The 17,755-nt window shown below is 72.3% G+C and carries 15 protein-coding genes; 2 read left to right on the top strand and 13 right to left on the bottom strand.

Translation table 11 applies throughout. The features are described from left to right. Positions 1 to 69: 69 nt before the first annotated feature. The 8 genes from miaA to ssb form a co-directional block, all read right to left on the bottom strand. A complete protein-coding gene (miaA, locus tag QFW77_RS13840; RefSeq protein WP_280575358.1) occupies positions 70 to 1,044 on the bottom strand; it encodes a tRNA (adenosine(37)-N6)-dimethylallyltransferase MiaA in 975 nt (324 codons plus the stop codon). Between the two features lie 60 nt (positions 1,045 to 1,104). Next, positions 1,105 to 2,649, bottom strand: coding sequence for an AbgT family transporter (locus tag QFW77_RS13835; protein WP_280575357.1), 1,545 nt, complete (start codon positions 2,647 to 2,649; stop codon positions 1,105 to 1,107). A 179-nt stretch (positions 2,650 to 2,828) separates the two neighbouring features. Beyond that, complete coding sequence (locus tag QFW77_RS13830; RefSeq protein WP_280575356.1) at positions 2,829 to 3,332, bottom strand: DUF4019 domain-containing protein; 504 nt, start codon at positions 3,330 to 3,332, stop codon at positions 2,829 to 2,831. A gap of 105 nt (positions 3,333 to 3,437) precedes the next feature. After that, positions 3,438 to 4,358, bottom strand: a complete 921-nt coding sequence (gene rfbD / locus QFW77_RS13825) for a dTDP-4-dehydrorhamnose reductase (RefSeq protein WP_280575355.1) — start codon at positions 4,356 to 4,358, stop codon at positions 3,438 to 3,440. Continuing rightward, positions 4,355 to 4,945, bottom strand: coding sequence for a dTDP-4-dehydrorhamnose 3,5-epimerase (gene rfbC / locus QFW77_RS13820; RefSeq protein ID WP_280575354.1), 591 nt, complete (start codon positions 4,943 to 4,945; stop codon positions 4,355 to 4,357). The genes rfbD and rfbC overlap by 4 nt, the downstream gene beginning before the upstream one ends. Next, positions 4,942 to 5,829: a glucose-1-phosphate thymidylyltransferase RfbA gene (gene rfbA, locus QFW77_RS13815; protein WP_280575353.1), complete on the bottom strand. Its 888-nt coding sequence runs from the start codon at positions 5,827 to 5,829 to the stop codon at positions 4,942 to 4,944. The genes rfbC and rfbA overlap by 4 nt, the downstream gene beginning before the upstream one ends. After that, positions 5,826 to 6,881, bottom strand: a complete 1,056-nt coding sequence (rfbB, locus tag QFW77_RS13810) for a dTDP-glucose 4,6-dehydratase (RefSeq protein ID WP_280575352.1) — start codon at positions 6,879 to 6,881, stop codon at positions 5,826 to 5,828. Before rfbB ends, rfbA begins: the two co-directional genes overlap by 4 nt. Before the next feature lie 37 nt (positions 6,882 to 6,918). Beyond that, positions 6,919 to 7,392 (bottom strand): single-stranded DNA-binding protein, encoded by a 474-nt coding sequence (gene ssb / locus QFW77_RS13805; protein ID WP_280575351.1) that lies wholly within the window; start codon positions 7,390 to 7,392, stop codon positions 6,919 to 6,921. 170 nt (positions 7,393 to 7,562) lie between these two features. On the opposite strand from ssb, the gene QFW77_RS13800 reads away from it, so the two are divergent. Next, on the top strand, positions 7,563 to 8,558 hold the full coding sequence (locus tag QFW77_RS13800; protein ID WP_280575350.1) for a polyprenyl synthetase family protein: 996 nt from the start codon (positions 7,563 to 7,565) through the stop codon (positions 8,556 to 8,558). A gap of 35 nt (positions 8,559 to 8,593) precedes the next feature. Here the strand turns inward: QFW77_RS13800 and QFW77_RS13795 are convergent, their stop codons facing one another. The 4 genes from QFW77_RS13795 to QFW77_RS13780 all read right to left on the bottom strand — a co-directional run bounded on the left by QFW77_RS13795 (position 8,594) and on the right by QFW77_RS13780 (position 14,930). Continuing rightward, entirely contained in the window at positions 8,594 to 9,406 is an 813-nt protein-coding gene (locus QFW77_RS13795; protein ID WP_280575349.1) for a dienelactone hydrolase family protein, read from the bottom strand. A gap of 121 nt (positions 9,407 to 9,527) precedes the next feature. Further along, a complete protein-coding gene (gene murD, locus QFW77_RS13790) occupies positions 9,528 to 10,949 on the bottom strand; it encodes a UDP-N-acetylmuramoyl-L-alanine--D-glutamate ligase (protein WP_280575348.1) in 1,422 nt (473 codons plus the stop codon). After that, on the bottom strand, positions 10,930 to 12,336 hold the full coding sequence (gene murL / locus QFW77_RS13785; RefSeq protein ID WP_280575346.1) for a UDP-N-acetyl-alpha-D-muramoyl-L-alanyl-L-glutamate epimerase: 1,407 nt from the start codon (positions 12,334 to 12,336) through the stop codon (positions 10,930 to 10,932). The genes murD and murL overlap by 20 nt, the downstream gene beginning before the upstream one ends. Next, a complete protein-coding gene (locus QFW77_RS13780; RefSeq protein WP_280575345.1) occupies positions 12,333 to 14,930 on the bottom strand; it encodes a bifunctional aspartate kinase/diaminopimelate decarboxylase in 2,598 nt (865 codons plus the stop codon). The genes murL and QFW77_RS13780 overlap by 4 nt, the downstream gene beginning before the upstream one ends. A gap of 243 nt (positions 14,931 to 15,173) precedes the next feature. Here QFW77_RS13780 and QFW77_RS13775 point away from each other — a divergent pair, with 243 nt between their 5' ends. Further along, the gene (locus QFW77_RS13775; protein ID WP_280575344.1) at positions 15,174 to 16,088 is read left to right on the top strand and encodes a PhzF family phenazine biosynthesis protein; all 915 of its coding nucleotides are present in this window, start codon (positions 15,174 to 15,176) and stop codon (positions 16,086 to 16,088) included. Here QFW77_RS13775 and QFW77_RS13770 read toward each other — a convergent pair. Next, positions 16,073 to 17,746 (bottom strand): amidohydrolase, encoded by a 1,674-nt coding sequence (locus QFW77_RS13770; protein WP_280575343.1) that lies wholly within the window; start codon positions 17,744 to 17,746, stop codon positions 16,073 to 16,075. The genes QFW77_RS13775 and QFW77_RS13770 overlap by 16 nt on opposite strands. Between the last annotated feature and the right edge of the window lie 9 nt (positions 17,747 to 17,755).

The raw sequence follows: 17,755 nt of genomic DNA, 5'->3' as shown, positions 1-17,755 counted from the left end.
ACAAAACCGGCGCGCGCGCTGCGCGCGCCATGCGCAAAACCGTGGCGGCGTCGCGTTTTGGCGCGCAACTCAGCGGCACCGGCCGTGCTCGTGGCCCAGGAAGGCGGCGATCGCCCGCTGCAGCCGGCCCGCGTCCGCTTCCGGATCGAACCAGCGCAGGTCGAGCTGTCCCCGCAGCCAGGTGAACTGGCGCTTGGCCAGCTGGCGGGTGGCGAAGATCGCGCGATCGCGAAAAGCGGCGCGATCGGCGGCGCCGTCGAGGTGCTCCCAGGCCTGGCGATAGCCGACCGCACGCAGCGCCGGCAACTCGAGGGGCGCCGGATGCGCCTGGAGTTCGGGCAGCGCGCGCAGCCGCCTCACTTCTTCCAGGAAGCCCGCGGCGAGCATGGCATCGAAGCGCTGCTCGATGCGAGCGTGCAGCAGCCGGCGCTCGCGCGGCGCGATCGCGAGCTTCAGGACCCTGCAGGGCAGCCGCACCCGCGGCCGCGGCTGGCGTTGCCAGTCGCTGATGCCGCGCCCGCTGATCCGGTGGACCTCCAACGCCCGCTGGACGCGTTGGGCGTCGCCGGGGCGGATCCGCGCCGCGGCGGCCGGATCGACTTCCGCCAGTCGCGCGTGCAGGACGGGCCATCCGTGCGCGGCGGCCTCGGCGGCGATCGCGGCGCGCACCGCCGGATCGGCCGCGGGCATCGGCGACAGGCCCTGCAGCAGCGCCCGGAAGTACAGGCCGGTGCCGCCGGCGAGGATCGGCACCCGGCCGCGCGCGAGGATGGCCACGACCTCCGCATGCGCACGTTCGGCGAACTCCGCCGCCGAATAGGTCTGCCACGGATCGCGTAGATCGAGCATATGGTGGGGGATCCGTGCCCGTTCGGCCGGGTCCGGCTTGGCGGCCCCGATGTCGAGGCCGCGGTAGACCAGCGCCGAGTCCACGCTGACGATCTCCCCGCCCAGGCGCTCCGCCCAGGCCAGCGCCAGGGCGGTCTTGCCGGAGGCGGTCGGCCCCATCAGGGCGATGGCGGGCGGACGCTGGTCGGTGGCCATCGGACGCAGGCGGCGTCGGGCAGGAGCGCTGCGGCTGGCAGCCCGAAGCGCTCGCGCCGGTCAGCCCGCCGGGATGTACTCCAGCGGCGAACCCGGGCCGATCGGCGCGCCGATCGCCATCCAGATGGAAAACAGGATGGTCCAGCCGATCAGGAACGTCACCGAGTAGGGGAGCATCACCGCCACCACCGTCCCGATGCCGGCCTTCGGCTCGTAGCGCTGCAGGAACGCGATGATCAGGGCGAAGTAGCTCATCATCGGCGAAATGATGTTGGTGGTGGAGTCGCCGATGCGGTACCCGATCTGGGTCAGCTCCGGCGAATAGCCGAGCAGCATGAACATCGGGATGAACACCGGCGCCATCAGCGCCCACTTGGCGGACGCCGAGCCCATGAACAGGTTTGCGGCGGCGGTGAGCAGGATGAATCCGGCGAACAGCACGATGCCCGGCAGCTGCATCTGCGCCAGCAGCCCGGCACCGTTGACGGCGAAGATCAACCCCAGCTGGGTCCAGTTGAAGAACGCCACGAATTGCGCGGCGAAGAACACCAGCACCAGGTACACGCCCAGGGTGCTCATGCTCTGGCCCATGCCCTTGATGACGTCGGCGTCGCTCCTGATGGTGCCGGCGCCAATGCCGTAGGCCACGCCGGCGACCACGCCGTAGGCGAAGATCAGCGCGACGATGCCCTGCAGGAACGGCGAGTTGAGCAGGTCGCCGTCCTCCGGATTGCGCAGGAAGCCGTCGGCCGGCACCGTGCCCCACAGCACCAGCGCGGTGAGCGCCCCGGCCGCCACCACCGCGAACAGCAGGCCGCGGCGTTCCTCGCGCGACATCGGCTCGATCTCGCCGCCACCGTCTTGCTGTGGCGCATCCGGGAAGCGGCGCGCGACGATCCGTTCGGTCACCCACCAGCCCAGTCCGGTGACCAGGAACGTCGAGACGATCATGAAGTACCAGTTCGCCGCCGGGCTCACCGTGTAGTCGGGATCGATGATCCGCGCCGCCTCCTGCGACAGCCCCGCCAGCAGCGGGTCGATGGTGCCCAGCAGCAGATTGGCCGAGTAGCCCCCGGAGACGCCGGCGAACGCCGCCGCCATGCCCAGGATCGGATGCCGGCCCGCGGCGACGAACACCAGGCCGGCCAGCGGCACCAGCAGGACATAGCCGATCTCGCTCGCCATGTTGGACATCACCCCCGCGAACACCATCACCGGGGTGAGCAGGAAGCGCGGCGCGGCCAGTACCAGCTGCCGCAGCGCGGCGCCGATGAGCCCCGAATGCTCGGCCACACCGATGCCGATCAGCGAAACCAGCACGGTGCCCAGCGGCGCGAAGCTGGTGAAGTTGGTGACCAGGCCGGTGAGGATGCGGTGCAGTCCGGCCACGCTCATCAGGTTGACCGGGGTGATGAGATCGCCGGTGGTCGGATGCTGCACCGAGAGGTCGAACTGCGAGAACACCCAGGACAGCAGGACCACCACCATCGCCAGGATCGCGAACAGCGTGGCCGGATGCGGCAGCGCGTTGCCGCCGGCCTCGACGACGTTGAGGAATCGGTCGATCGCCGATCGGCGGGGGGCTGCTGCGGGCGTGTCGGTCATCGGCTCTCCGGAGTCGGGATTCGGGGGCGGTGATGGGGCGCGGGCGGGCGCGAGCGGGCGTGGTGGAGGGGCCAGCGACGGCCGCCGGCCCGGGCGCGGCCTGCCCGCCGCGACGCCGTTCCGGACACGAAGACGGGATCCCGGCGGATCCCGTCAGGCCCGTCCCGGCAGGCGGACGCTCAGCGCAGGCTGTAGCCGGAGACCCGCCAGACGCGGTCCTCGTCGAGACGGAACGACACCAGCTCGCGCACCGGTTCGGCGTTGTTGGCGAAGGTGGTCGGGAAGGCGACGTTGATGTAAAGCCCTTCGGGCACTTCGCCGCCGGCCTGGAACTGCGAGCGGGAGACCACTGCGTTGCCGCGGGTGGCCGGCGCGCCCAGGCGCGCGCGGTCGGCAGTGATTTGCTGCACGAAACTGTCGCGCGGCACCATGCGCTTGACCTGCTCGGTCGACATGTCCCAGACCTCGCCGACGCGGTTGGCATCGATCATCTGCACGACCTGCTGCGCCGCGCGGGTCATCTCCGCGTCCTGGCGCTGCAGCTGCTGCTGCTGCTCGGGGCTGAGCTGCGGCGGCTGCTGTTGCTGCGCGGACTGCTGCGGTTGCGCGGGCTGCTGCTGCGCGGCGACGGCGCCGATGCTGGCCGCCAATGCGATCGCCAGTGCGATGCGCTGGAATTTCATGCTTGCCTCCGGTCTGGACCCTGGAAAGGGGCCTAGTGTATGACAGCGGTCACGGAGCTGGGCAAGCCGGCCGCCGGACCGGGACCGGCGAAGGCGGCGCCGCATTCACCCTGGCCGGGCGCCGCGCCCCGCGGCGATCGCGTCCAGCACCGAGGCGAGTGCCTCGCGCCACTGCGGCGCCCGGATCCCGAAATCCGCCTCCATCCGCGCGGTATCCAGGCAGGAGCACGCGGGGCGGCGGGCCGCCGCGGGATAGCCCGCCGTGGTCACGGCCTGCAGGTCCGGCAGCCGCTTCAGCAGGCCGCGCGGCACGGCCAGCTCGAAGATCGCCGCGGCGAAGCCGTACCAGCTGGTGCAGCCGGTAGCGGCGGCATGCCAGAGCCCGGATCGGGACGGCGGGGCGGCCAGCAGCCGCGCGGTGGCGTCGGCGAGCCAGGCGGCCGGGGTCGGGGCCCCGAACTGGTCGTCGACCACGCGCAGCGGCGCGCCCTCCTCCGCCAGCCGCAGCATCGTGCGCAGGAAATTGCGGCCATGCCCCGCATACACCCAGGAAGTGCGCAATACCAGATGGCGGGCTCCACTGCCGCGGACCGCCTGTTCTCCGGCGAGCTTGCTGGCGCCGTAGACGTTGAGCGGCGCGACCGGATCGTCCTCGCGCCAGGCGTCGCGGGTGTCGCCGTCGAAAACGTAGTCGGTCGAATAGTGCAGCAGCAGAGCGCCGTGCCCGCGACAGGCCGCGGCCAGCGCGGCGGGCGCGGCTGCGTTGACGCGGTAGGCGGACTCCGGCTCGGCCTCGGCGCGATCGACCGCGGTGTAGGCCGCGGCGTTGACGACCACGTCCGGGGCGAGTCCGGCGACCAGGCCGGCCGCGGCGGAGGCGTCTTCCAGGTCGATGCGCTCGCACGGCCTTCCGTCCGGAAGCGCGCCGCTGCGCGTCGCGCACACGAGTTCGCCCAGCCGCGGAAGGCTGCGGCGCAGCTCGGTCCCCAGCTGCCCGCCGGCGCCGAGCAGCAGGATCCGCGTCACCCAGGCTCGCCCGTCAGCGCTCGCGCGCCCGCCGCGTCGTAGCGCGGCAGGCGGTCTTCTGCGATCTCGGCCAGCAGCGGCGCGCGAGCGTCCTTCTCGGACAGTCGCGGCGCGGCGACCGGCCAGTCGATCGCCAGGTCCGGGTCGTCCCAGCGGATCGCGGCGTCGGCTTCGGCGTCGTACGGGGACGTGCACAGATAGGTGAACACCACGTGCTCGGCGAGTGCCACGAAGCCATGCGCGAACCCTTCCGGGATCCAGAACTGCCGCCGGTTGCCCGCGCTCAGCAGCACCGCGGTCCAGCGCCCGAACGTGGGCGAACCTCGGCGGATGTCGACCGCCACGTCCCACGCTTCGCCCTGCAGCACCGAGACGTACTTGCCCTGCGCTCCGGGCCATTGGTAATGCAGGCCCCGCAGCACGCCTTCGCTCGAGGTCGAGACGTTGCCCTGGACGAACGCAAGTCCCAGACCTTGCGCCGCCAGTGCGTCGAGGTTGAAAGCCTCGTGGAAACTGCCGCGCGCGTCCTCGAACACCCTGGGCTCGATGACCAAGCATCCCGGCAATCCCGTCTCGACCAGTTTCACGAAACCGGTCCGCGTTCGGCCAGCTCCAGCAGATACGCGCCGTAGCCACTCTTCGCGAGCGGTACCGCCAGGGCGCGCAGCTGCTCCGTCCCGATCCAGCCGTTGCGCCAGGCGATCTCCTCGGGCGCGCACACGCGCAGGCCCTGGCGTGCCTCGATGGTTCCGATGTAGTTCGCCGCCTCCAGCAGGGAACGGGGCGTACCGGTGTCCAGCCACGCGTAGCCGCGCCCCAGTTTCTCCAGGTGCAGCGAGCCTTCTTCCAGGTAGCAGCGGCTCAGATCGGTAATCTCTAGTTCCCCGCGCGCGGATGGCTGGAGCGTCGCGGCGAAATCGCTGGCGCGTTCGTCGTAGAAGTACAGCCCCGTCACCGCATAGTTCGATCGCGGCGCTGCAGGCTTCTCTTCGAGTCCGATGACGCGCCCCTCGCCATCGAATTCGGCGACGCCGTAGCGCTCCGGATCGCTGACCCAGTAGCCGAACAGCGAAGCGCCGGCCCCTCGCTCGTCCGCCCGGCGCAGCAGCGCGGTCAGGCCGGGACCGTGGAAGACGTTGTCCCCGAGCACCAGGCAGCTCGGGCGCCCGGCGAGGAACTCGCGCCCGATCAGATAGGCCTGCGCCAGCCCGTCCGGATTCGGCTGCAGTGCGTATTCGATCTGCATGCCCCACTGCGAGCCATCGCCCAGCAGTGCCTTGAACAGGGCCTGCTCGTGCGGTGCATTGATGACCAGCACCTCGCGGATGCCGGCCAGCATCAACACGCCGAGCGGATAGTAGATCATCGGCTTGTCGTAGACCGGCAGCAGCTGTTTGCTGATCGAGGTGGTCATCGGATACAGGCGCGTGCCAGCGCCACCGGCCAGAATGATGCCGCGCCTTCGGGTCATGCCGGGCTCCCGATCCGCTCCATGCGATAGCTGCCGTCGAGGACCCGGTGGATCCAGGCCTGATGGCCAAGGTACCAGTCGACCGTGCGCGCGAGGCCCTGTTCGAAGGTCACCGCGGCACGCCATCCGAGTTCGTCCCTGAGCCTGGATGCGTCGATGGCATAGCGCCGGTCATGACCGGGACGATCGCCGACGAAGACGATCAGATCCCGGTGGCTGCGGCCCCCGTCCAGCGGGCGGCGCTGGTCGAGCAGGTCGCAGACGGACCCCACCACCTCGATGTTCTCGCGCTCCGCGTCGCCGCCCACGTTGTAGACCTCGCCTACTGCGCCCCGCTCCAGCACCCGGCGGATCGCAGCGCAATGGTCCTCGACGTACAGCCAGTCGCGAACGTTGCGCCCGTCTCCGTAGACGGGCAGGGATTGCGCCGCCAGGGCCCTGCCGATCATCAGCGGAATCAGCTTCTCGGGAAACTGGTACGGACCGTAGTTGTTGGAGCAGTTCGTGGTGAGCGTGGGCAGCCCGTAGGTGTGGTGGAACGCTCGGACCAGGTGGTCGGACGCGGCCTTGGATGCCGCGTAGGGGGAGTTGGGTGAGTACGGCGTGGCCTCGGTGAACCGGCCGGTGTCGCCGAGCGAACCGTACACTTCGTCGGTGGAGACGTGCAGGAAGCGGAAGGCCTCCCGCTCCGCCGTTTCCAGCCCCTGCCAGTGGTCGCGAACCGCCTCCAGCAATCGCAGGGTTCCCACGACATTGGTCTGCACGAAGGCCGCCGGGCCGTCGATGGAGCGGTCGACGTGGCTTTCGGCGGCCAGGTGGATCACCGCGTCGGGTCGATACTCCGCGAGCAACCGGGCCACCAGCGCGTGGTCGGCGATGTCGCCACGGACGAATACGTGACCCGGATGGGCATCGACGGCAGCCAGCGTGTCAAGGTTGCCGGCATAGGTGAGTGCGTCGAGATTGACCACGCGCACGCCGGAGGCGACCGCCCCCAGCACGAGGTTGCCCCCGATGAACCCGGCACCGCCGGTGACCAGCCAGGTGGGCATCTTGAGTCCGCTTCGCGCAGCAGGCCGCTAGAGTCCGTCAGAACGGAATGTCGTCGTCCGAGAAGTCGTCCGCCGGGGGCGGCGACGACTGCGAGGAAGGCTGCCGGCGCGGCGCGGCCGACTCCTGGCGCTGCGGGCGCGACGGCCTGTCGCCACCGCCTCCGCCACCGCCCTCCCCCCGGCCACCGAGCATCTGCATCTCGTTGGCGACGATCTCGGTGAAGTACTTCTCCACCCCGTCCTGGCCGGTGTACTTGTCGTAGCGGATCTCGCCCTCGACGTAGACCTGCGAGCCCTTGCGCAGGTACTCGGCCGCGATCTCGCCGAGCTTGCCGAAGAAGGTGACCCGGTGCCACTGGGTGTTCTCCTGCGGATTGCCGTCGCGGTCCTTGCGCACGCTGGTGGTGGCGAGGCTGATCTTGGTGATGGCCATGCCGCCCTGGGTGTATTTGGTTTCCGGGTCGTTGCCGAGATTGCCGACCAGGATCGCCTTGTTGATGCCACGGGCCATGAAGGATTCCTTGGGATTGCTTGCCGGAAGCGGCAGGGGATCATTGGATTATAGCTTCCGGCGCCCCGCCGTCGGTTCCCGCCGCGCCGCGGCGTCGGGGGAAGCCGTACCGCCGGGTCGGGGCGTCCACGCGGCCCGTATAATCCCGGTTCCCAAGCCACGACGACCCGATGGACCAGGCCCTGCCAGCGACGATCCCCGACCTGCCGGCCATCCAGGCCCTCGCCGCCCCGGACATGGCCGCGATCGACGCCCTCGTCCGCCGCCGCCTGGCCTCCGATGTGGTCCTGATCAACCAGGTCGCCGAGCACATCGTCACGGCCGGCGGCAAGCGGCTGCGGCCGATGCTGGTGGCGCTGGCCGGGCGTGCCTGCGGCGGTGCCGGGCCGGAGCACCACCAGCTGGCCGCGATCGTCGAATTCATCCACACCTCCACCCTGCTCCACGACGACGTGGTCGACGAGTCGGACCTGCGCCGCGGCCGCAGGACCGCCAACGCCATCTGGGGCAATGCCGCGAGCGTGCTGGTGGGCGACTTCCTCTACTCGCGCAGCTTCCAGCTGATGGTCGAACTGGACTGCATGGAGGTGATGCGGGTCCTCGCCGACACCACCAACCGCATCGCCGAGGGCGAAGTGCTGCAACTGCTGCACGTACGCAATCCCGACGTCGACGAGGCCGCCTACCTGGGGGTGATAGAACGCAAGACCGCGGTCCTGTTCGCCGCCGGCACCCGGCTGGGGGCGCTGGCCTCCGGGGCCGGTGCGCAGATCCAGCAGGCGCTGCACGACTACGGCCTGCAGCTGGGCTACGCGTTCCAGATCGCCGACGACGTGCTCGACTACAGCGCGGATGCCGGCGAACTGGGCAAGAACCTCGGCGACGACCTGGCCGAAGGCAAGGCGACGCTGCCGCTGATCCACGCGATGGCCCAGGCCGGCGCTTCCACCCGCGATCGGCTGCGCGGCATCGTCGAACAGGGCGATGCCGACGCGATGGGCGAGGTGATGGCGGCGATCCATGCCAGCGGCAGCCTGGACTACAGCCGGGCGCGGGCACGCGAATTCGCCGCCGCCGCGGTCGCGGCCCTCGCCCGCCTGCCGGACAACGCCGCGGTCGCCGCGCTGCGCGGGCTCGCCCGCCACGCGGTCGAGCGCCGCAGCTGACGGCATCGGCCGCGCGACGCACCGAGCTGGCGCGGTCAGCGCGGTCCCGCTTCGAAGATCTCCTCGAAGAACGCATCGATCATCACGAAGGCGCGCCTGGCGGCGCGCGCGTCGTAGCGGCAATTGTCCTGCGGGTCCGCGCCGGCGTCCTCCTCCTGGCTGAAACAGTGCCGCGCACCGCCGAAATCGACGAACTGCCAATCGGCGCCGGCGGCGTCCATCTCCTGTCCGAACGCGGCGATGTGCGCGTCGGAGACCGAGGCGTCCTCGGCGCCGTTGAGCACCAGCACCGGGGCCGTGATCCGGTTGCCCTCGGTCGGCAGGTGGGTCTCGAGGCCGCCGTGGACGCTGACGACGCCGGCCACATCGGTACCGGACCGCGCCAGCTCGAGCACCGCCGAACCTCCGAAGCAGAACCCGATCGCCGCGATCCTGCCGGGATCCACCGGCACCCGGTCCGCCTGGCGCGCCAGCGCCTCCACCGCCGCCGCGACGCGCCTGCGCAGGGTCGCGCCGCCGTCCGAATACACCTGCATGACCTGCTGCCGGGCCTCGTCGCGGCTTCCGGGGCGCACCCCCTTGCCGTAGACATCGGCCACCAGCACCACGCGGCCGTCGCCGGCCAGGGCGCGCGCCCGCGAGAGCGCATGTTCGCCCACCCCCATCCAGTTCGGCACCATCAGCACGCCCGGGCGCGGGCCCGGATCGCCGGCGTCGTCGTACACCACCACGCCGCTGAAGGTGCGGCCGTCGAGCTCCCACTCGACCGGCTCGCTCCTCGGCGCCGCCCGGGCAGCGGTGGCGGCCGACAACAGCAGCAGCAGCGCCGCCGACTCGAATCGGATCATGGGACGGGCCCTCGCTAAGAATGGAATCGCAAGACTAGCGCCACCGCGGACCGGGCGGGATGCGGGAGATGTGCCGCGGTGCGCACGGAGATGGCCCCGCGCCGACGCCGGCGGACGCGGCTCAGGCGATGCCCAGCCCCGGGATCGCCGTGATCCGCTCCGGGTCGAACCCGGCCAGCGTCGCGAAGTGGCGCCCGCGCTCGGTGTAGTCGCGGTACGGGCCGAAGCTCGGCGCCCCTGGCGACAACAGCACCACGCCTCCCGCCTCCCCCAGCGCGGCGCGCGCGGCGGCCACGGCGGCCGGCAGGTCCTCCGCGGCGCGCAGCGCGAATCCGCCACCGGCGGCGATACCGGCCAGCGCCGCGTGGATGCGCGGCCCGTTGGCGCCCATCGTGACCACCGCGCGCGGAGGCGCGGTGCGCATGCGGATGGCGAACGCGGCCCAGTCCAGGCCGCGGTCGTGCCCGCCGACCAGGATGGCCACCCGTGACCCGGCGCAGGCGTCGAGAGCGGCGAGCGCCGCCTGCGGCGTGGTGCTGATCGAGTCGTTCACCCAGACCAGGCCGCTGCGTTCGCCGAGCGTCTGCAGCCGGTGCGGCAGCGGAACGAACCCGGCCGCGTGCGCCGCCAGCGGCGCGGCATCGACGCCGATGGCCTCGATCGCAGCCAGCGCGGCGCAGAGATTGCGACGGTTGTGCGCCCCCGGCAGCGGCAGCGCGGCAGTGTCGATGACGGCGGTGTCGCCACGGTGCAGCCACGTGCCGCGCAGGTGCCAGCCGTCGTCGCGGTTGAACCAGCGCAGTTCGCTGTGCGGCAGTTCCAGCGCCGCCAGCCTTGGATCGAGCGCGTCCAGCACCGCGATCCGCGGCCGCGCCTGGGTGAGCAGCGCGAGCTTGTCCTCGACGTAGCGCGTCTCGCTGCCGTGCCAGTCGAGATGCTCGGGGTGGACGTTGGTGACCACGGCCACGTGCGGCGACACGCCCGCCGCGGCCACGTCGCGGGTCTGGTAGCTCGACAGTTCGATCACCCAGGCCTCGGCCTCGGCCCCGAGCAATTCCAACAGCGGCAGCCCGATGTTCCCCGCCAGCGCCGTGCGTACGCCGGCGGCGCGAAGCAGGTGCGCGGCCAGCGCGCTGGTGGTGCTCTTGCCCTTGGTGCCGGTCACGCAGAGGGTGCGCGCGTCGGGCCGTTCGGCGAACCAGAGCGCGGTGCCGCCGATGAACCTCGTGCCGCGCGCGGCGGCCACCTCGGCTTCGGCCGAATACGGGCTGATCCCCGGGGACTTGATCACCACGTCGAACGCCGAGAGCCGTGCCGCGGTGGCCTGCGTCTCCACGGCCAGGTTCGCGTCGCCGAGCGCCCGCACCTGCTCCGCCTCGCCGGGTTGGCAGAACAGCGTGAGCGACATCGGCGGTACGGCGCGCCCCGGATGCCGACCGCCGGTTTGCGATTCCCGATCCCGCAGCGCGCGCCACGCCGCCTGGCCTTCGCGGCCCCAGCCCCACAGCGCGACGCGCAGGCCATCAAGCTCCGAAATGCGCATGCAGCCGTTCCCACAGCGGCGCCGGAATGCGGTGCTCGCCGTCGATACCCAGCAGCGGCTCCAGCGCCAGGTCCGCCGGGTTGAGCTGCGGGGCGATGTCGCGCGCGAAGCGCCGCACCACCGCGTCTTCGCGCCATTCCGGGCGTTGCGCCAGCGCCGCCATCGCTGCGCGCGATTCGCGGCCCTCGCCGACGCACTCGAAGGGCTTGTGGTCGCGATACTCGAGCAGCGCGTCGTAGCCGGGGATCTGCGCGGCGTCGTCGAGCAGGTTGCGGCCGAAGATCGCCACCAGCCGCGGCTTGGGCATGAACGGCGCCAGCGCCAGGAACACGAAATGGCACTTCGGGCAGATCCCGCACCAGCGGTTCACCGGCCGCTCGCCGAGCAGGTGGAAGTTGCGGTTGCAGCTGGAGAAGTGCGCGTCGTAGCGGTCGCTCCGGGCGAACTGCCGCGCCACCGCGAGTTCCGAGAACGGGCGCAGCAGCGAGTAATAGTGCAGCGCGCTAATCCGCCCCGCCCCCGTGTCGCCGGCGGCGTGGCGCTGCAGCCAGGCGCCGAACCCGCGCTCGAACGCCCAGCCCTTCGACCACTGGTGGTTCACCTCGCCGGTGCCCTCGATCAGGCTGCCGTAGCTGGCGGAGCGCTCGTTCGAGAACACCACCTGGTCGGCGCCGACCAGCACCGCGGCGAAGGCCAAGATCGCCGAGTTGATCGCGGTCACCGGGATGTGGCCGTTCCAGGCGCCCTGGCGGTTGAACTCGAACAGTTCCGCCGCCAGCTGGCGACCGATGTTGAGCGTCGGCAGGCCGGTGCGCTCGGCGCAGGCCCGGATCAGCTGGGAACCGCCGATCCAGCTGACGGTCTGCGCGACCCCGGCGGCGCGCAGCGCCTCGATCGACACCAGCGAGTCCTTGCCGCCGCCGATGGCGACCAGCGCGTGCGCGCCCGGGCCGGCGGCAGTGCCGACCCCGGCCTCGAACTCCGCCACGGGAGCGCCATCGTCACGGGCCGGAAACCGGATCCGCCCGTGCAGGTCCAGCCCGTTGCGGTAGGCGAACTCGCCCAGGCCGTTGACGTAGATGTCCTCCAGCAGCGCCGCGGTGTCGGCGCCGATCGCGTCGCCCTCGATGCGGATCTCGCCCGGCACCGCCGCCTTGTAGTAGCTCACCCCGGCGATGAGGTGCAGCAGCCGCAACACCCGCATCGCCGCGGCGGCGCGCGCATCGTCGAGCGCGAACGGGGCGCCCGGCACGGTGACCGTCTCGATCATCTCCGGGCCGTCGTCGAAGGCATAGGCCAGCCGCGCCACGCCGGTTCGCGCATCGAAACCGCAGTGCACGAAGCGGAACGTCCGGATCGCGTCGCGATCGAAACGCCAGCCGCTCATGCCAGCACCTGCTCGTGCGGAAGCGCGCGCAGGTTGTAGCGGTTGGCCATGACGAACCCGTAAGCGCCCGCATCCGCCACCAGCAGCACATCGCCCTCTGCGGTCGCACCCGGCAGGCGGCGCTGTTTGCCGAACACGTCGCCGGACTCGCAGATGGGCCCGACCACGTCGAACGGGGTATCGGCGGACTCTTCCAGGCGGCTGAGGTTGTGGATGCCGTGGTAGGCCTCGTACAGCGCCGGGCGCATCAGCGCGTTCATGCCGGCGTCGGCGCCGACCCGGCGGATCCCGCCCTTCTCCACCACCTGGGTGGCCGTCATGAGCAGCACCCCGGCCTCGGCGACGAGGTAGCGGCCCGGCTCGATCGCCAGCCGGTAGGCGGGATAGGCCGCCTTCACCTCGGCCAGGCCGGCGCTCCAGGCGTCGAGGTCGAACGGCTCGTCGTCCTCCTGGTACGGGATCGGCAGCCCGCCGCCGATGTCGATCGTCTCGACGCTGCCGATCCGCTCGGCGATGCCGCCCAGTTCGTCGCAGACCGAGCGCCAGTGCTGGGCGGTCTCGACGCCGCTGCCAAGGTGCGCGTGCAACCCGGTGATAGTCACTTCCAGGGTCCGGGCGGCGGCGAGGAACTCCTCGATGCGCGACACCGGCAGCCCGAACTTGGAGGCCAGGCCGCCGGTGCGCACCTTCTCGTGGTGTCCTTCGCCCCGGCCGAGATCGACACGCAGCCACAGCGCGCGGCCGCGGAAGACCTCCGGCCAGCGCTGCAGGGCCTCGACGTTGTCCAGGGTGACGGTCACGCCGAGCGCGAGCGCCGCCTCGTACTCGGCGCGCGGCGCGAAGCTCGGGGTGAAGAGCACCTGGCCCGCCTGCAGGCCCTCGACCGTCTCGAACACCCGGTGCAGCTCGGCCAGCGAGACGCATTCCAGGCCGAAGCCCTCCTCCACCAGGGTGCGCAGGATCGCCGGATGCGAGTTGGCCTTGATCGCGTAGAAGCGACGGTCGACGGGCGCGATCGCCGCCAGCGCCCGGGCGCGGGCGCGCACCGTGTCCAGGTGGTAGACGTAGCGGGGCGCGTCCGGGGCGGCCAGCGCGAGCAGCCGCGCCCGCTCCCCGCGCCACCACGGCGTCTCCCGCGGCCGCACCGCGCCCGCGATCTCGCGCCAGCGCGGCCCGAACACGTCGGCGTTGCGCACCGGCATCGCGCCGCTGGCGATCAGCAGCGCGTGCAGCTGCGGCAGCAGGCCCTCGGCGTCGGCCTCGTCGATGACGAAGGTGAGGTTGAGATCGTTGGAGGACTGCGAGATCAGGTGCACCCGCTCGCGACCGAACGCGGCCCAGATGTCCGAGAGCCTGTGCAGCAGCGAGCGCATGCCGCAGCCGACCAGGGTGACCGCCGCGCACGGCGCGATCACCTTCACCCGGCAGAACCGCGCCAGGTCGTCGGACAGGCGCGCGAGCACGTCGGTGCTGACCAGGTTGTCGCTGGGGTCGAGGGAGACGGTGATGTTGGTCTCGGACGAACCGATCAGGTCGACCGACAGGCCGTGTGCGCGGAAACGGTCGAACACCTCGGCCAGGAAGCCGACCTGCTGCCACATGCCCACGGTTTCCATCGACACCAGCACGATGCCGTTGCGGCGGCTGATCGCCTTGACCCCGGGCACCGCCGCCGCACTGGCGTCGATGCTGGTGCCGGGCAGGTCGGGCCGCGCGGTATCGAGGATCGCCAGCGGTACGCCGGCGTCGCGGCACGGGCCGAGCGCGCGCGGGTGCAGCACCTTGGCGCCGGTGGTGGCGATCTCCTGGGCCTCGGCGTAGTCGAGGCGGGTGAGCAGGCGGGCGTCCGGCACCTCGCGCGGGTTGGCGCTGAACATGCCGGGCACGTCGGTCCAGATCTCCACGCGCCGCGCGCGCAGCAGCGCGCCGAACAGGGCGGCCGAGGTGTCCGAACCGCCGCGGCCGAGCACCGCGGTGGCGCCATCGCCGTGCCGGGCGATGAAGCCCTGGGTGAGCAGCAGCCGCGGCCCCTGCTCGGCGAAGCGCGCGCGCCAGGCGTCGTCGGCCTCGCGCCGGCAGCTGGCCGACAGGCGCCGCGACCAGTCGCTCTGGTTCGGCAGCTCCACCGCATCGAGCCAGTCGCGCGCATCGCACCAGCCGAAATCGAGGCCCTCGCCGCCCAGGTAGGCGGCGCCGAGGGTGGAGGACAGCAGCTCCCCCTGGGCGAGCACTTCGGCCTGCCAGTCCAGCGGCCGCGTCGCAGCGCGCGGATCCGTGCCCAGCGCGCGAAGCGCCGCCGAGCGCTCGCTCAGCACCGCGTCCGGCTCGAGGCCCAGTTCCGCGGCGAAGTCGCAGTGCCGCCGCAGCAGGGCCTCGAGCCGTTGCGGGAGATCCTCGCCGCCGTCCGCGATCGCCTGCAGCGCGTTGGTCACGCCGGCGAGGGCCGAGACCACCACCAGCACGCGCGCCTCATGCTGCTCCGCGCGGGCCTTGGCGAGCCTGCCGATGGTGTCCCAGCGGCTGCGCTGCGACACGCTGGTGCCACCGAACTTCAGGACGATCCAGCGGTGTTCCGGTGAGTCTTGGAGGGCCATCGGCACGGTACTGTCCGGGCGCGCCCGGGGCGGACGCGCGAAGCCCGGCATTGTAGACGCAGCCGCGCCCCCCGGCCCCATCCGTCGCGGCATCGCGCCGCCGCGGCCGCGGCAGCCCCACCGGCCAGCCGCGTTCCGCATTCGATCCTGCGCCAACGGTTCCGGTCGCCGCGCGGACCGCGAAGCCGTGATGCGCGCCGCTCCGATTGCTAAGCTGCGCGATCCCCACCGCTCCCCTCCCCCATGACCTCACGTCGCTTCGTGCAGCTGGACGTGTTCGCCGACCGCCCCGGCGCCGGCAATCCGCTCGCGGTCGTGTTCGATGCCGATGGCATGGACGACGACACCATGCAGGCCGTCGCCCGATGGACGCGCCTGCCCGAGACCACCTTCGTGTTCGCGCCGACCAGCGCCGACGCCGACTATCGCATCCGCATGTTCAGCCCGCGCCGCGAGGTGCCGTTCGCCGGCCATCCCAGCGTCGGCACCGCGCATGCGTTGCTCGAGGCGGGACGCATCGCACCGCGCGATGGCCTGCTGCGCCAGGAAGGCCTCGCCGGCGTGCTGCCGCTGCGGGTGGCCGGCCAGGGTGCCGCGCGCACGATCGCCGTGCGCACGCCGCGCGCACGCGTGCTCGAGACCAGCAACCGCGGCGACCGGCGCCTGCGCCATGTGCTCGATGGCCTGCTGCCGGGCCGGCTGCCGCCGGTGCTGATGGACGGCGGCCGACGCTGGTGGCTGGCGGAACTGGCCGACGAGGCGACCCTGCGGCGCGCGACGCCGGACTGGGACGCGATCGGCCTGCTGGCCGAGTCGACCGCGAGCATGGGCCTGTGCGTGTTCGCCCGCGCCGACGAGGGCGCCGCCTACGAGCTCGCGGTGCGCGCCTGGGTGGGCGCGCCGGCACGCTTCGAGGACGCCGCCTCCGGTGCCGCCAACGCCACCCTCGCCGCATGGCTGGCCGCGCGCGACGCGCTGCCCGGCAGCGGCGGGCGCTACCGCGCCAGCCAGGGCCGCGAGGTCGGCTACGACGCCACCCTGGAGCTGCAGGTCGATCCCGACGGCGAGATCTGGTCCGGCGGCCACGCGGTCAGCGTGGTGCACGGCGAGATCGACTGGTCGCCCGCCGACAGGCGCGGGCGCTACTCCGCCTCGTAGACCGGGGTCCCGTCGACCCAGGTGGAGAGGATCCGCACCTCGTCCAGTGCCGCAGGCGCCAGCGCCAGCGGGTCGGCGGCGAGGACCACGAAATCTGCGCGCATGCCGGGGGCGAGGCGGCCCACCTCTTGCTCCGCGCGGCCCGCGTGCGCGGCCGCGGCGGTGAAGCCGTGCAGCGCCTCGCCCGCTTCGAGCTTCTGGTCCGCGAGCCAGCCGCCGGGCGGACGGCCGTCGCGGTCCTGGCGCGTCACCGCCGCGTACAGGCCGAGCCGCGGGTCGACCGACTCCACCGGGAAGTCCGAACCCAGCGCCAGCGGTACTCCGGCATCCAGGAATCGGCGCCAGGCGTAGGCGCCGGCCAGGCGGTCCGGACCGACGCGGTCTTCCGCCCAGGGCATGTCCGACGTGGCGTGGGTCGGCTGCATCGAGGCGATCAGGCCGAGCTCGGCGAATCTCGGAATGTCGCCGGCCGCCACCACCTGGGCGTGTTCGACGCGCCAGCGGTGGTCGCCGCCGGCGCGGCCGCCGAGCGCGGCCGCGTAGGTGTCCAGGACGATGCGGTTGCCGCGGTCGCCGATCGCGTGGGTGGCGACCTGCACGCCGCAGTCGCGCGCCTTGTTCACCACCGCGGCGAGCGCCGCAGGCTCGGTGAGCAGCAGGCCGTCGTTGCCGGGCTCGTCGCTGTAGTCCTCCAGCAGCGCGGCGCCACGGCTGCCGAGCGCGCCATCCATGTACAGCTTCACGCCCTCCATCCGCAGGCGGCCCTGCGGGTGCCGGTACAGTCCGTCCGTGCACAGGTCGTCCAGTGCGGGACCGTCGCCGTCGGCGTAGGCGCTGATCCGCAGCGGCAGGCGGCCGGCGTCGGCGAAGCGCCGGAACAGCGCGAGTTCCTCGCGCGAAACGCCCATGTCGTGCACGCCGGTCAGGCCGTTGCGCACCGCCGCCGCCAGCGCACGCTGCAGCGCCTCCTCGGCGCTCGCGCCGCCGTCGGCCGGCACCGCCGCCTCCACCAGCGCCATCGCCGCGTCGACGAAGACCCCGGTCGGTTCGCCGTCCGTGCGCACGATGCGGCCACCGTCGGGCTGCCAGTCGCCGCGCAGGTCCCGGGCGCCCTCGCGCGCGGCGGCGGCGCGCAGCGCCGCGCCGTTGGCCCAGCCGGCATGGCCGTCCACCCGGTCCAGCCACACCGGCCGGTCCGGGAACGCCTGGTCCAGGTCGGCCGCGGTCGGGAAGGCCTTGTCCGGCCACAGGTTCTGGTCCCAGCCTCGCCCGCGCAGCCATGCGCCCTCCGGCAGGTCGGCGGCATAGGCGCGCAGCCGCTCGATCACCTCGTCCTTGCTGCGGGCGCCGGCCAGGTCCGCGCTCAGCAGGGCCCGCCCGAGGTTCATCAGGTGGGCATGCGCGTCGATCAGGCCGGGCACCACCACGGCGTCGCCGAGATCCAGCACTTCCGCATCCGGATGCTGGCTGCGCAGCGCCTCCGCGCGTCCCACCGCCACGATCCGACCGTCACCGTCCCAGACCATCGCATTCGCGTCGGCCAGCGCCGGATCGGAGGTGTGGACCTTCGCGGCCGCGAGCAGGCGCAGGTCCGCGGCTTGCGCGGTCGCCGCGGTCAGACCGGCGGCCACGGCCAGGGCGGTCAGCGTATGGCGCATGCGAGTTCC

Origin of the sequence: Luteimonas endophytica, assembly GCF_029887875.1 — a bacterium.
Classification (GTDB): domain Bacteria; phylum Pseudomonadota; class Gammaproteobacteria; order Xanthomonadales; family Xanthomonadaceae; genus Luteimonas; species Luteimonas endophytica.
This window is presented reverse-complemented; position numbering and strand designations above follow the sequence as displayed.

Bases quoted from the DNA above. Each gene is read 5' to 3' on its own strand.
- miaA (WP_280575358.1), bottom strand. From the start codon at position 1,044: ATGGCCACCGACCAGCGTCCGCCCGCCATCGCCCTGATGGGGCCGACC.
- QFW77_RS13835 (WP_280575357.1), bottom strand. From the start codon at position 2,649: ATGACCGACACGCCCGCAGCAGCCCCCCGCCGATCGGCGATCGACCGA.
- QFW77_RS13830 (WP_280575356.1), bottom strand. From the start codon at position 3,332: ATGAAATTCCAGCGCATCGCACTGGCGATCGCATTGGCGGCCAGCATC.
- rfbA (WP_280575353.1), bottom strand. From the start codon at position 5,829: ATGACCCGAAGGCGCGGCATCATTCTGGCCGGTGGCGCTGGCACGCGC.
- rfbB (WP_280575352.1), bottom strand. From the start codon at position 6,881: ATGCCCACCTGGCTGGTCACCGGCGGTGCCGGGTTCATCGGGGGCAAC.
- ssb (WP_280575351.1), bottom strand. From the start codon at position 7,392: ATGGCCCGTGGCATCAACAAGGCGATCCTGGTCGGCAATCTCGGCAAC.
- QFW77_RS13800 (WP_280575350.1), top strand. From the start codon at position 7,563: ATGGACCAGGCCCTGCCAGCGACGATCCCCGACCTGCCGGCCATCCAG.
- QFW77_RS13795 (WP_280575349.1), bottom strand. From the start codon at position 9,406: ATGATCCGATTCGAGTCGGCGGCGCTGCTGCTGCTGTTGTCGGCCGCC.
- murD (WP_280575348.1), bottom strand. From the start codon at position 10,949: ATGCGCATTTCGGAGCTTGATGGCCTGCGCGTCGCGCTGTGGGGCTGG.
- murL (WP_280575346.1), bottom strand. From the start codon at position 12,336: ATGAGCGGCTGGCGTTTCGATCGCGACGCGATCCGGACGTTCCGCTTC.
- QFW77_RS13780 (WP_280575345.1), bottom strand. From the start codon at position 14,930: ATGGCCCTCCAAGACTCACCGGAACACCGCTGGATCGTCCTGAAGTTC.
- QFW77_RS13775 (WP_280575344.1), top strand. From the start codon at position 15,174: ATGACCTCACGTCGCTTCGTGCAGCTGGACGTGTTCGCCGACCGCCCC.
- QFW77_RS13770 (WP_280575343.1), bottom strand. From the start codon at position 17,746: ATGCGCCATACGCTGACCGCCCTGGCCGTGGCCGCCGGTCTGACCGCG.